This window comes from Sphingobacterium sp. UBA7625, assembly GCF_002484085.1.
GTDB lineage: Bacteria > Bacteroidota > Bacteroidia > Sphingobacteriales > Sphingobacteriaceae > Sphingobacterium > Sphingobacterium athyrii.
Genome location: NZ_DLJD01000047.1, coordinates 75,889 through 88,735, shown reverse-complemented (window position 1 = coordinate 88,735; position 12,847 = coordinate 75,889). Strand labels below are relative to the sequence as shown.

At 39.3% G+C, this 12,847-nt stretch carries 13 protein-coding genes; 10 read left to right on the top strand and 3 right to left on the bottom strand.

Going from position 1 to position 12,847, the window contains the following annotated elements; translation table 11 throughout:
• Nucleotides 1-90: 90 nt before the first annotated feature.
• Together B4G94_RS19755 and B4G94_RS19750 are read right to left on the bottom strand one after the other, a co-directional pair.
• Nucleotides 91-1,437, bottom strand: a complete 1,347-nt coding sequence (locus B4G94_RS19755) for a Gfo/Idh/MocA family protein (protein ID WP_108636988.1) — start codon at nt 1,435-1,437, stop codon at nt 91-93.
• Complete coding sequence (locus tag B4G94_RS19750; protein WP_146191160.1) at nt 1,386-1,580, bottom strand: hypothetical protein; 195 nt, start codon at nt 1,578-1,580, stop codon at nt 1,386-1,388. Before B4G94_RS19750 ends, B4G94_RS19755 begins: the two co-directional genes overlap by 52 nt.
• Before the next feature lie 88 nt (nt 1,581-1,668).
• Between B4G94_RS19750 and B4G94_RS19745 the strand changes: the two genes are divergently transcribed.
• Both B4G94_RS19745 and B4G94_RS19740 read left to right on the top strand, forming a co-directional pair.
• The gene (locus B4G94_RS19745; RefSeq protein WP_286861292.1) at nt 1,669-2,775 is read left to right on the top strand and encodes a phosphotransferase enzyme family protein; all 1,107 of its coding nucleotides are present in this window, start codon (nt 1,669-1,671) and stop codon (nt 2,773-2,775) included.
• Between the two features lie 73 nt (nt 2,776-2,848).
• Nucleotides 2,849-3,496, top strand: coding sequence for a carbohydrate-binding family 9-like protein (locus tag B4G94_RS19740; protein WP_286861290.1), 648 nt, complete (start codon nt 2,849-2,851; stop codon nt 3,494-3,496).
• 25 nt (nt 3,497-3,521) lie between these two features.
• Here B4G94_RS19740 and B4G94_RS19735 read toward each other — a convergent pair whose 3' ends face one another.
• A complete protein-coding gene (locus B4G94_RS19735) occupies nt 3,522-3,860 on the bottom strand; it encodes a DUF2853 family protein (protein ID WP_108636985.1) in 339 nt (112 codons plus the stop codon).
• Between the two features lie 228 nt (nt 3,861-4,088).
• Here B4G94_RS19735 and B4G94_RS19730 point away from each other — a divergent pair, with 228 nt between their 5' ends.
• From B4G94_RS19730 to B4G94_RS19695, 8 genes are all read left to right on the top strand, one after another.
• A complete protein-coding gene (locus tag B4G94_RS19730) occupies nt 4,089-4,337 on the top strand; it encodes a type B 50S ribosomal protein L31 (RefSeq protein WP_077437478.1) in 249 nt (82 codons plus the stop codon).
• 78 nt (nt 4,338-4,415) lie between these two features.
• Nucleotides 4,416-5,582, top strand: coding sequence for a putative sugar nucleotidyl transferase (locus B4G94_RS19725; protein ID WP_286861287.1), 1,167 nt, complete (start codon nt 4,416-4,418; stop codon nt 5,580-5,582).
• Between the two features lie 12 nt (nt 5,583-5,594).
• Nucleotides 5,595-6,362: a triose-phosphate isomerase gene (gene tpiA / locus B4G94_RS19720; protein WP_108636983.1), complete on the top strand. Its 768-nt coding sequence runs from the start codon at nt 5,595-5,597 to the stop codon at nt 6,360-6,362.
• Between the two features lie 9 nt (nt 6,363-6,371).
• The gene (prmA, locus tag B4G94_RS19715) at nt 6,372-7,211 is read left to right on the top strand and encodes a 50S ribosomal protein L11 methyltransferase (protein WP_165305722.1); all 840 of its coding nucleotides are present in this window, start codon (nt 6,372-6,374) and stop codon (nt 7,209-7,211) included.
• A gap of 7 nt (nt 7,212-7,218) precedes the next feature.
• Nucleotides 7,219-8,589, top strand: a complete 1,371-nt coding sequence (locus tag B4G94_RS19710; RefSeq protein ID WP_286861282.1) for a Mur ligase domain-containing protein — start codon at nt 7,219-7,221, stop codon at nt 8,587-8,589.
• A gap of 65 nt (nt 8,590-8,654) precedes the next feature.
• A complete protein-coding gene (locus B4G94_RS19705; RefSeq protein WP_070566095.1) occupies nt 8,655-8,984 on the top strand; it encodes a helix-turn-helix domain-containing protein in 330 nt (109 codons plus the stop codon).
• Between the two features lie 135 nt (nt 8,985-9,119).
• The gene (locus tag B4G94_RS19700) at nt 9,120-10,895 is read left to right on the top strand and encodes a peptide MFS transporter (RefSeq protein WP_286861279.1); all 1,776 of its coding nucleotides are present in this window, start codon (nt 9,120-9,122) and stop codon (nt 10,893-10,895) included.
• Between the two features lie 55 nt (nt 10,896-10,950).
• Nucleotides 10,951-12,480, top strand: coding sequence for a peptide MFS transporter (locus tag B4G94_RS19695; protein ID WP_108636979.1), 1,530 nt, complete (start codon nt 10,951-10,953; stop codon nt 12,478-12,480).
• Nucleotides 12,481-12,847 lie beyond the last annotated feature (367 nt).

The following is a 12,847-nucleotide window of genomic DNA, read 5'->3' as shown; positions in this document are numbered from 1 at the left end:
AAACTATCGGGATTATATTAAATGGTACAACGAAAGAAGCTGTATCTTTTCGGGATACAGCTTCTTTCGTTTATATTATTTTTTTTGGTCTTACATACCGCTATCATCAAGCATAAAGGTATTTTTCTTTGTTCTCCATTTTCCTTTTGTGAAATCTGGGAACGCTAACGTTTTATTTCCTTTTTTGATAGATTCTGTAGAAAGTGGGAATACCGCACTCATGGTCACCGAATCATAAACGTCGATCGGCGTTTGAACTTTTTGTTTCACTGCTTGGATAAACGCGTTGAACACAAACCAGTCCATACCCCCATGACCTGAACCAGTTGCTAATTCTTCATATTTTTTCCAGATCGGGTGGTCATATTTTTTAACCCATTCGTCTGCCGGATCCCAAGTATGCGGTTTGGATTTACCTTCGATATGGATACCTTTAGCGACATCCATCCAGATACCGTCTGTACCCTGTACACGGAAGCCGATGGAATAAGGTCTTGGTAAGTGCGTATCGTGTGTCAATAACATCGTTTCCCCATTTGCACATTGCAACATGGTTTGTGTAATATCTCCGTTTTTATAGTTTAGTTTACTATTTGGATGTCCCGGTGATACTTTATTGACATACGCTGCCAGGCCACGCGCTTTGCTTGAGTAAGATGTAATGTGAGTAAATCTATTGCCTTTGTTGATGTCAACAAATTGCATGATCGGGCCTAAACCGTGTGTCGGGTATAGGTCACCATCTTGGTCTATATTGAATTGCGTACGCCATTGAGCTTCCGAAATTGCCTTCGTTCCGTACTCAACACCGTGTCCGTAATAATTTTTTCCGTCATTGAAAAGAACTTCACGTAAATCATGTTGATATCCCCCTTCAAGGTGTAACAATTCACCGAATAAGCCCTGTCTGTGCATATTTAAAACAGCAAGTACATCGCGACGGAAAGCAACATTTTCTAATGTCATGTAAGGCTTGCCAGTTTCTTCAGATGCTTTTACGACATCCCAGTGGTCTTGTACGGTTAGACCGGCGATAACCTCACAGCCTACATATAAACCAGCTTTCATGGCATCAATAGCCTGGTCTTTGTGAAACTGCCAAGGTGTTGCGATGATTACGGCATCTAATTTTTCACTGCTCAGCATTTTTTTGTAAGCATCTACTCCTCCTGTATACTCTTTTGGAAGTTTGGTGCCTTTGGCATTGAACTGTTTGCGGCATTGTGCAAGAGATTCTTCTTGTGTATCACATACAGCAACAATTTCTAAATCGTCTCTGTTTAAGGCAATCTGAACATGGTTACGGCCGCGTAGGCCGACTCCGATAAAGCCGATTTTTATTTTCCCATTTGTTTGGGCGAATAAGTCTGTGCTTGAAAGAACGCCTATTCCAGCGGTAGTGATGGCAGTTGATTTAATGAAATTTCTTCTATCCATTGTTTTGAGATATGAGGAGTTTGTATATTAGTTATTCCTTCTTGATAAGAACCATCTATGAGACTGGCTCTTATCAACAAATATATTATTTCATTTGCTATAAATGAAAGTGCAAACGATTGTTTAAATTTATTAAATTTCATGCAATCGTTTGATTGAAATAAAAATTCTCATTTATTAATTCAATTTGTGATATTGCAAGCACATTGATGATTTAAAAAACATAGTTTAATGTCTGATTTTAACCAATTAGTAGTAGAGAACGCAGCAAAACAATTCACATTAGAAGGAGATATCATTTCAGTGCAGCCTTTTGGTTCTGGTCATATCAATGATACTTACCGTGTAATTACTTCCATAAATAGTGGGATATCGCATTTATTGCAACGCATTAACCATCACGTTTTCCCAAATGTGGACGGTTTAATGCATAATATAGAAATTGTAACAAAACATCTTAGTAAGAAAGTAAAAGTTGCTGAAGGAAAACGGGTCAGTGATCATGTCCTGACGATCATTCCTACACTGGGGGGTAAGTTATATACGAAGGACAGTCAGGGGAATTACTGGCGCATGTTTATCCTGATTGAGGATACAAAGAGCTATGATATCGTGGAGACGGAGGTGCAGGCAGCCGAAGGTGGACGTGCCTTTGGACTGTTTCAGAAGCAGCTTTCTGACCTCGATGCTTCCCGTATTGTTGAAGTACTTCCTAATTTTCATAATATAGAATTCCGGCTTGATAACCTCAGGAAAGCTATCGCACTGGACGTTTGCCAACGTGTTGGTCTGGTGAAAGATAAGCTGGATTTTATATTTAGCCGTGAAGATCGTATGAAGACGATTCTGGAATTAGGGAATAAAGGCGCATTGCCCTTACGTATTACCCATAACGATACAAAATTTAATAATGTACTGCTGGATGTCCATGATAAAATGCAATGTGTGATCGATCTTGATACAGTAATGCCTGGATACGTTGCCTATGATTTTGGGGATGCTATCCGTACCATTATTAACCCTGTTGCCGAAGATGAGAAAGATGTGTCGAAGATCGTGCTGAACCTTTCGTTGTATAAAGCCTATGCAGAGGGCTATTTGGAAGAGGCAAACGAATTTCTCACGACCTTGGAAAAAGAAACCTTGGTCGACGGTGCCTTTTTATTACCCTATATGCAAGGTGTACGTTTCCTGACCGATTATATCGAAGGTGACCATTATTATAAGACCAAATATGACGATCATAATTTGGTGCGCACAAATACACAGTTGAAATTGGTGGAGGAGATGGAGAAGAATGAGGAATTTATGAGAAAGGTAATTTTTGATTGTATTTAACGATTTTATACCTTTAATATTTTGAGAAGCTTCCATCGGATGATGAAGCTTCTTTTTCTTAACTTTATTGCATATGAAGAAACTAACCATGCTGCCCATCGCATCAAATTTGACAGGCAGTCTCAATTTTAATCAGCTTTCGGACCTTGTCGGCGATTTCGAATGGCATACGTTAGACCATAGTAATTGGAGTGAGTCGTATCCTTATAAGCCACAGGTGAAATTTAAGATCGGTTATACAAAAAATGAACTCTTGTTGCGGTTTGATGTCGCAGAGGAGCAATTGCGCGGAAATTACTCGGATGTCAATCAAAATGTTTGGGAGGATAGTTGTGTGGAATTTTTTATTTCGTTTGACGATCGTAAACATTATTATAACATCGAATTTAATTTAATAGGAACCGGTTTGATCGGTTATGGATCTCCTGATAAATCAACGAGAAACAGACTTAGTGCAGCTGAAATAGAGACGGTACAGGCATTTTCCATGATTGAGCGCCATAGCGGCACTGACAAGCGTTGGAGCATGATCCAGGTTATTCCGCTAGCTGTATTTAAATTTGATGATACAAGTGATCTGAAGGGGAAAACAATACACGGAAACTTCTACAAGTGTGGAGACAACCTGAAAAATCCGCATTTTCTGTCATGGAATAAAATAGATAATCCAACTCCTAATTTCCATTTGCCTCAATTCTTTGGAGAATTAGTCTTTGGGTAGAAGTTGGATTATAAAATGTTGTTGCTTATTGGTAAACGGATTCTTTTTTGAATTTTTTTGCCAATAAAGCATATACCAAAACGCGGTATTTATTTTTATTGGATTTACCAATCGTGGTAATGACTTCTTCTAATGCCTTGTCTAAATCAGGACCATCTTTAAGACCTAATTTTTTGATCAGGAAATTTTGCTTGACACGTTTAAGCTCCTCGGGATCTGATGCTGCAATAGTTTCTGAATCTGGATTGTAAATGGAGGGGCCCATTCCTTTGGTCACTTTGGCAATAAATGCATCATCTAGTGACAGACCTAATTTTTTTGATTCTGCAGTATATGCAGCAATTTTTTCATCTAATTTGCTCATAATTACGTAAATGATTTAATTGTAGTAAGTTAAGTTAAGAGAAAAAAGTTGGAATACAAAATAATTCTTGGGAGGTAAATAAAGATTGTTACATTTGCAATTGTTTAAGTGCCGGTAACTGAAAGTGTGGAAAAATTCAGAGAATTATTCTCCGTAATTGTTGCAAATTACATTTTTATAAATTATCTTTGCACCTCAATAATTGAATATACGTAATCATATATAATAATGAAAAAAGATTTGCATCCTTCAAATTACAGATTAGTTGTATTTAAAGATATGTCAAACGACTATGCTTTTATTACTAAATCTTGTGTTGACACGAAAGAGACTATTCAGTGGGAAGATGGTAATGAGTATCCAGTTGTAAAATTAGAGATTTCTCATACATCACACCCTTTCTATACAGGTAAAATGAAATTGGTTGATACTGCTGGACGTATCGACAAATTCCGTAGCCGTTACAACAAAAAATAATTGTAGCAGATCTGTATATTACAATATTAAGAACTCGATAAATGTTATTTGTCGGGTTTTTTTTGTTATTTTTATTTTGTGAAAATCTTTTTTGTAGATTGTTTTGATGCTGTCCGACCGTTGGATAAGCTTACTTTCCCGCTGACTTCTTTTGATAAAAAGAGCTTATATCCTTTTACCTTTATTAAATCCTGTCTTGACTTACGTGTCGGTATCCTGACGCTAAGGGAGAAATGGCTTAGGTTGGCCTCAGTATTCGATTTGGAACTTGCTGAAGGCGAAGTGCTGGAGGACGGAGCCGTTTGGGTGACCAAACATGTTGTTCCTTCTGAGGTGCTTTTACGGGCTGTTTTGGCCATGGAGGAAGGAGATGTCTTGCGGTGCGGCGGTAGGATCATTGCCTTGCGGTATAACAGAAGCTGTGCGCTTAAATTGAAGGATATAACCGAAGAAATTGCGCTGTTGAAAGGGGTGGAGGATTTATTTTTATTGACAGGGGCTGAAATTGAGCGTGATTTCAAGCTTTTGGCAACTAAGACATCTATTGCCAATGTTTCCCCGACAAATCAGCTGTTAGGGACGGCGTTTTATATTGCGAAAGAGGTCACGATGGAATGCGCCACGCTCAATTCGACCTGCGGACCTATTTACATTGATGAAGGCGCCACCATCATGGAGGGAGCGCATTTACGCGGGCCTTTATACTTAGGAAAAGGGGCTGTCGTAAAAATGGGGGCAACCATCTACGGCAATGTATCGGTTGGCCGGAAGAGTGTCGTAGGCGGCGAGGTCGGCAATGCGGTTATCGGTGATTTTTCGGCAAAAGGTCATCACGGCTATCTGGGCTGCTCGGTTATCGGCGATTGGTGTAACCTCGGTGCAGGAACATCCAATTCGAATCTTAAAAATAATCTGAAAACGGTCTCAATTTATGATTATAAGCTGGAAGGGTTTAGAGATACCGGCTTATTAAAGTGCGGCGTTTTCATGGGAGATTATACACGAACGGGTATTAATTCTTCTTTAAATACCGGAACGGTAATTGGAATTGCAAGTATGCTGGCAGATACAAGTTTTTATGCTAAATTTGTACCGTCGTTTGCCTGGGTGTTTAATGGGGATACGCAACACTATAACTTTGATAAGTTTATGGAGTATCTGGAAACGCTATATATGTCAAAAAATCAAGAACTGCCCGAACGACACAAGAGGGAATTGAATCAACTTAACAAAAAATATAATTAAATCGTAAAAATCATGCGTAAGAAAATCGTAGCTGGTAATTGGAAAATGAATTTAGACTATCAATCGGGATTAAGTTTATTCTCTGAAATTATCAATATGGCCAAAGATGAGGTAATCGGAAATCAAGAATTGGTTGTTTGTAGCCCTTTTATCCATTTGTCAAGTCTTGGACAACTATCCAAGAATGTGACAAATGTAAATATTGGTGCACAAAATATTCATCAGGCAGAATCTGGAGCATATACAGGTGAGATTTCAGCAGCTCAGGTAAAATCGGTCGGTGCTTCACATGTTATTTTGGGACACTCTGAAAGACGTGCTTATTTTGGTGAAACAGATGCTTTGTTGGCTGCTAAAGTAGATATCGCTTTGAAACATGGCTTGACGCCGATATTTTGTATTGGAGAAACGAAAGAAGAACGTGAGTCCGGTGATTTCTTTGAAATAATTAAAACACAATTGACTGATGGATTGTTCCATCTATCCAATGAAGCTTTTGCAGCTGTGGTATTGGCCTATGAGCCAGTTTGGGCAATTGGTACAGGACTTACCGCCAGTCCGGAACAAGCGCAGGAGGTACATCAATTTATCCGTCAGGTTGTGGCAGAGAAATATGGACAGGAAACAGCCGATAATACAAGTATCCTTTACGGCGGATCCTGTAATCCGGGCAATGCAAAGGATTTATTTGCGCAAGCGGATATCGACGGTGGTTTGATCGGAGGAGCTTCTTTGAAATCGAGAGATTTTATTGATATTGCCAAAGTGTTTAACGGCTAATTTTTAGAAATGAAATACATAGAGGTTATCTTTCAAATGCTATCAGGAGAGGAATGGCAAAAGGATCTATTGGTATCTGATTTGGCAGACATTGGTTTTGATACTTTTGAAGATACCGAATCAGGATTTGCAGCTTATATACCGGCTGCAAATCTTGATTTGCAGGCATTAGAAACATTAATGCTAAATCTGGATGCTGGACTTGAAGTGGACTATAAGGTTCAGGAAATAGAAAACCAGAACTGGAATAAACTTTGGGAAAGTAACTTTAATCCCATAGAAGTCGGTGGACAGTGTTATGTACGGGCTACATTTCATGAGTCAAAACCTGATTTCCCTTATGAAATCATCATTGATCCTAAAATGTCTTTTGGGACAGGGCACCATCAGACTACATCAATGATGCTTCAATATATCCTGGAAAATGATTTTGAGGGCAAGCGAGTATTGGATATGGGCTGCGGTACAGGTATCCTAGCGATTTTGGCATCAAAAAAAGGAGCTAAGACCATATTGGCAGTGGACTATGACGAAATCTGCGTGGAAAGTGTCGCTGAAAATAGCGGGCTTAATCATGTTGACAATATCGAGGCTGTATGTGGATCCTTTGAGGTGTTAAAAGATCGTCTTTTCGATACGATATTAGCAAATATTAATCGAAATATCCTGTTGGAGCAGTTGCCGCAATATGCATTAAGTATCAATAAAAATGGAGAGTTGTACTTAAGTGGATTTTATGAACAGGAAGATTTGGCGATGTTGCGTGATGCCGCTGAGTCTTTGGGGTTTGAATTTATCTCCAAAAAAGTTTTAAATAATTGGTGTGCAGCCAAGTTTGTGAAACGGTAATAGAGCGATGCGTATTCATTTTATAGCGATAGGTGGTAGTGTGATGCATAACCTTGCCATTTCATTGGCAAAGCAAGGGCATCAGATTACTGGATCTGATGATCAGATTGTGGAACCTTCCCGTTCCCATCTTATCGAAGCTGGATTATTGCCAGATCAATTGGGATGGTTTTCCGGCAAGGTGACGGATGATATTGATGCTGTTATTTTGGGAGCACATGCGGAAGCAAATAATCCCGAATTAAAAAAAGCACAGGAACTAGGTTTAAAGATCTATTCTTTTCCTGAGTTTATTCAAGAACTCTCGCAGGATAAGATCCGTGTAGTTATCGCAGGTAGCTATGGGAAGACAACGATCACGAGCATGGTCATGCATGTGATGCGATTCTTAGGTAAAGATTTTGACTATTTAGTAGGAGCCCAGCTGAGAGGCTTTGATAAGTTGGTAGATATTACAAAAAATAATAAGATTATTATTATCGAGGGAGATGAATATGTTTCGTCCAAAATTGATCCTAAGTCCAAATTTTTGTATTATAAGCCCAATATCGCCTTAATTTCGGGTATTGTATGGAATGAATTTAATTCCAAAATATCCAAAGAGGAATATATTAAACAGTTTGAAGATTTTATTGACACCATACCCCCTAAAGGTACGCTGATCTATAATAAAGAAGACGCTGTCCTTCAGGGTGTTTTACAGGATACCAAAGACTGTAAGATCAATAGGCATGGTTATAAAATACCTGATTATACCATTAACAAAGGGGTTACTTATCTGAATACTGCAGATGGAGATGTCCCTTTACAAATATTCGGAAAGCATAATCTGTCTAATATTGCCGGCGCTTATACGGTATGTGAATGGCTTGGTATTAAAAAGAAAGAGTTCTTTGATGCGATAAAGAGTTTCAATACCTCCATCCGTTATCTGGAATTTGTAGCAAGTTCTGAGGGGTCTGTCGTTTACCAAGATTATGCCTGTAATGCAGATAAGGTTAAATCAAGTATTCACGCCGTAAAAGAACAATTTCCTAATCAGAAATTGGTCACAATTATCGAAATAAACTCGTATGATAGTTTGGATTCAAGCTTTTTGTTACAATATGCTGACTCCATGCGTGAGTCGGATCTCTCTGTTGTCTACGTGAATATCAACTCCTGTAAGGAAATGAACAAGAATATTGAAAGTGTTCCTGAGAATATCAAGAAGAGTTTTAATAATGCTGATTTAGAGGTTGTTGTGAGTTTGGATGGCTTGTATTCTTTTTTAGATGGAGTAAAATCCAGGGGTTACAATTTACTGCTTATGAGTTTAAATAATTATAACGGGGTTAATCTGTCCGTTCTTGCTGATCGTTTTTTTAGGGATTTTTAAAGAAAAAATTATAATTTAATGTAAATTAATTTTTAATTGCTATTTTTGTTTAAAATATCTACCAGATGAATGCATTAGGAAAAAAAATTAGATTACTTAGACACCAAAAAGGGTGGAGTCAAGAGGATGTTGCAAAGCGATTGGATATCTCAATCCCGGCATTTTCAAAAATTGAAACAGGAATTACAGATGTGAATCTGTCTCGCCTGAATCAGATCTCAAAATTATTCAATTTGACAGTTGTCCAGCTATTATCTACTTCTGATTCAGAAGAGGATAAAGAGTATGTTAATGAAGTCAATGCGTTAACGCAAAAGTTGCAACAACGCGATGGCGAAGTTATCGAACTTCAAAAAAAGGTCATTGATCTTTACGAACAATTGCACAAAAGATAGGGCATATTAAAATTGTTACTGAAAAGGTAATCCAAAAGGGTTACCTTTTTTTGTTTATGCAACTTTATTTTGGTCAAAAGTGATTTTGTTTTTGTTTCTTTGTAAGTATTTTATAAAAATAAAGGTTGATTACTTATGGGGAGACTAAACGGGGAAATCACTACAAGCCCGTCGAATGATTTTTTTAAATCAAATGTACTAGGACAGCGCTCAGGGCTGTTTGTACTTTTCTTTACAGAAATGTGGGAACGATTCTCGTTCTATGGAATGCGGGTCCTATTGATGCAATTTTTAACTGCTGCGGTTATCCATGGGAGTCCATTCTCTGGCTGGGCCTGGACTGCTCAACAGGCAGGTGCATTATATGGGACTTATGCCATGATGCTTTATTTGACACCAATCCTCGGAGGAATCATTGCTGATAAATATATCGGATCCCGGAAAGCCGTTATTATAGGTTCGGCGATCATGACATTAGGGCATGCGGCAATGGCTTTTGATACCGCCATTATGTTTTTCTTGGGGTTGATCTGCCTGGTTATCGGAACGGGCTTTTTCAAGCCGAATATGCCTTCAATCCTTGGCGAGATGTATAAAGACCTTCCTGAAAAGAAGGATGGCGCATACACCATATTCTATATGGGCGTTAATGCGGGCGCTTTCTTTGGGATGATGCTCTGCGGTTATATCGCTGAAACGTATGGATGGCATTGGGGTTTTGGATTAGCCGGTATTTTTATGCTCTTAGGTACACTTCAGTTTGTTTTCGCAAAACCGCTCATGGGCAACCTCGGTATTTTGGACAAGTCTGTGACCGGTGAAAAGAAAGAAGTCACGGTTAGCGATACGGACACCAAAAATCCGTTTACATTAAGAGATTATGTGCTGATCGCTATCGTATCCATTATAGGTTTTGTCTATGCTTTTAATGACCCATTGTCGAAAAATGGTATTATTGATGTTTTCGCCGGACTGGATACCTCTTTTCTGAGGGGACAATATATCATGGTCATCGTCGCATTGATCCTTTTTATTTATTTGATTGTTTCCCGGATTTTGCGTTATGACAAAACTGTTCGGGACAGGATGTTTGCCGTGGTGCTTTTGGCATTTTTCCTTATTTTCTTTTTCATGAGCTTTGAACAGGGAGCAACTTCACTGGTCATTGTCGCAAGAGATAATATCGACAGAGCGCTTACAGGCACTGCATTGACGACATTTAATGTGGTCAATGGTTTATTAACGATTGTACCGCTGTCAATTATCAGTTGGGTCTTAATTAAATTGGCCAAGGTGACATGGGATAAGATCGCAATATCCAATATCGTTTTATTTGTCTGTTTTGGACTGATCTGGGGTGCGGCGATCTGGATGCTTTATCAGGAGTTTAACAAAGAGGCTTCAGAAATCAAAGTCTCCTGGTTCTCAATTCTTAACTCCTTTTTTATTATTGCATTAGCGTCTACAGTTTCCAAGATCTGGGAATCGAAATATAACCCTTCGGCAGCATTTAAATATGGATTCGGTTTGATCCTGGTTGCAATTGGGTTCTTGATTATCGGATTGGGGTCATGGGGGATAGCACCGGGAGTGAAAATCTCAATGGTATTTCTTGTCCTGACTTACCTGTTCCATACTTTGGGTGAATTGTTTATTTCACCAGTGGGTTTGTCTTATGTTTCTAAGCTGGTTCCGGCACGGATGCTGGCTTTTATGTTTGGTATCTGGTATCTTGCTATTGCGATCGCTCAAAAGGTCGCAGCAGTATTGGGGGGACAGGTGGAGACAATTCAACAAGAATACTCATTAAGTCACTTTTTCTTTTTATTTACAGCCATTCCAGCTTTTGCCGGATTGCTTGTGATGTTATTCAATCCTTTGATCAAAAGGTTGATGCACGGAATTAAATAATAACTATATAAGCTTCTTTTACGAAAGAAGCTTTTTTGATTAATATAAATACAGTATGGAGGCTAGTAAACGCGAGTCGTTAGAGGAGATTCAAAATTTTAAGGGCAAGTACCCTCGGCAAATCTGGAGCCTGTTCTTTTCGGAAATGTGGGAGCGGTTTTGCTTTTATGGCATGCGGGGCATGTTGGTGTTCTTTATGATCACCGAGCTAGATTTTGCAAAGAAAGAAGCTAATTTACAGTATGGGGCTACTCAGGCATTTGTCTATGCTTTTACATTTATCGGTGGTCTTTTTGCTGATAAGATTTTAGGTTTTAGAAAATCATTGTTTTGGGGCGGCTTATTGATGATCGCAGGAAGCCTTTTCCTGGCAGCGGATCCACATCAATATTTCTTTTTTGGTCTCTCATTTATTATTATCGGTACCGGCTTTTTTAAGCCGAATATCTCTACGATGGTGGGAGAACTCTATCGTGATGGAGATAGCCGTCGTGATGGTGGCTTCTCGCTTTTCTATGCGGGGATCAATCTAGGTGCATTTTTAGGTGGCTATGTTTGTGTCGCTATTGGTAAAGGGTATATGTTGAGTTCGGTTATCTCCGAGCCTCACCGTTGGAATGTTGCTTTTGGTTTAGCTGCAATAGGGATGCTGGCAAGTTTGATTAATTTTCACTTTACCAAAAGACATCTCGGACCTATCGGGCTGCAACCTGGACACCCAGATGCTATTGTAAAGACGAAAGCCTTGCCAAAATGGGTTGAATATGCGGTATATGCCCTGACCTTGATCTTTATACCTGTAATTCAGATCATGGTGTCGAAAACCCAATATACCGATTATTTTATGTATACTATCGGGCCATTGACATTGTTGTATCTGTTTTATGAAATGTCACAAGTAACCAGAGAGGAACGAAAAAAATTAATTGCTGCACTGGTATTTATTTTGTTTTCCATTATCTTTTGGGGGATATATGAGCAAAGTGGTGGCTCTCTGAGTATTTTCGCTGCAGAGCATCTGAATGACTCTTTACTTGGGGCGGTGACACTTGATCCAAATGGTGTCAATAATTCTGGAGGTGCATTATTTATTATCGCCTTAGCACCATTATTTGGACTATTCTGGATCTGGTTGGGAAAACGTAAACTTGAACCGAATACCATTATCAAGTTTGGATTGGGCTTTGTTTTCCTAGGGCTAGGATACTACGTGCTTTTTGCTACGCGTCTTTTTGCCCATGATGGGATGACCTCATTGGATATCTTTACACTTGCTCTATTAGTGATTACCGTCGGGGAGCTCTGTCTCTCGCCAATTGGACTGTCCATTATGACGAAACTGTCCCCGGCAAGATTACAGGGTATTATGATGGGAATGTGGTTTTTGGCGAGTGCTTATGGACAATATGTGGCGGGCTTGATCGGTGCGGGTATGGCTGAAGCAAAAGAGGGAAGTTCGCTGGCGGATAACTTAGTGACGTACACCGAAAGTTATAAGCAATTGGGTTTGTATTCTTTAATTGCGGGTGTGGTGCTCATCGCATTGTCGCCTGTTGTGCGGAAGCTTATGGGAAATGTGAAATAATTTCTGATTATATAAGGTTCGCCATTCCTACGGTAGTGATTCGTGTCTGCTTCGTATCTGCTTCGGGATATAGTCGTATCAGCTTCGAGGTGAGTCAGTGATGAGAGCGTGGTGAGTCCGTGGTGAGTCCGAGTTTAACACGGATTCACCACACAAATACAGCATTGACAAGTCGCTCTTACCTGCTCTCAGGGGTGGAGGAGGGCCGAACCTGTCCCGAAGTATAGTCGAAAGATAGTCGAATCATGCGCGATACTCGGACTCTGTTCAGGAAATTAATTGCAAATGAAAATTTCAAAGTATTGTGGACATTAGGGAAAGCCTACTGATTCTTGTACTAAGATTTCTAATTTTTTTTAGCGTATAT

Excerpts from the sequence above, each read along its gene's own strand:
- tpiA (WP_108636983.1), top strand. The coding sequence starts at position 5,595 with ATGCGTAAGAAAATCGTAGCTGGTAATTGGAAAATGAATTTAGACTAT.
- B4G94_RS19735 (WP_108636985.1), bottom strand. The coding sequence starts at position 3,860 with ATGAGCAAATTAGATGAAAAAATTGCTGCATATACTGCAGAATCAAAA.
- prmA (WP_165305722.1), top strand. The coding sequence starts at position 6,372 with ATGAAATACATAGAGGTTATCTTTCAAATGCTATCAGGAGAGGAATGG.
- B4G94_RS19705 (WP_070566095.1), top strand. The coding sequence starts at position 8,655 with ATGAATGCATTAGGAAAAAAAATTAGATTACTTAGACACCAAAAAGGG.
- B4G94_RS19750 (WP_146191160.1), bottom strand. The coding sequence starts at position 1,580 with ATGAAATTTAATAAATTTAAACAATCGTTTGCACTTTCATTTATAGCA.
- B4G94_RS19710 (WP_286861282.1), top strand. The coding sequence starts at position 7,219 with ATGCGTATTCATTTTATAGCGATAGGTGGTAGTGTGATGCATAACCTT.
- B4G94_RS19695 (WP_108636979.1), top strand. The coding sequence starts at position 10,951 with ATGGAGGCTAGTAAACGCGAGTCGTTAGAGGAGATTCAAAATTTTAAG.
- B4G94_RS19740 (WP_286861290.1), top strand. The coding sequence starts at position 2,849 with ATGAAGAAACTAACCATGCTGCCCATCGCATCAAATTTGACAGGCAGT.
- B4G94_RS19700 (WP_286861279.1), top strand. The coding sequence starts at position 9,120 with ATGGGGAGACTAAACGGGGAAATCACTACAAGCCCGTCGAATGATTTT.
- B4G94_RS19755 (WP_108636988.1), bottom strand. The coding sequence starts at position 1,437 with ATGGATAGAAGAAATTTCATTAAATCAACTGCCATCACTACCGCTGGA.
- B4G94_RS19745 (WP_286861292.1), top strand. The coding sequence starts at position 1,669 with ATGTCTGATTTTAACCAATTAGTAGTAGAGAACGCAGCAAAACAATTC.
- B4G94_RS19730 (WP_077437478.1), top strand. The coding sequence starts at position 4,089 with ATGAAAAAAGATTTGCATCCTTCAAATTACAGATTAGTTGTATTTAAA.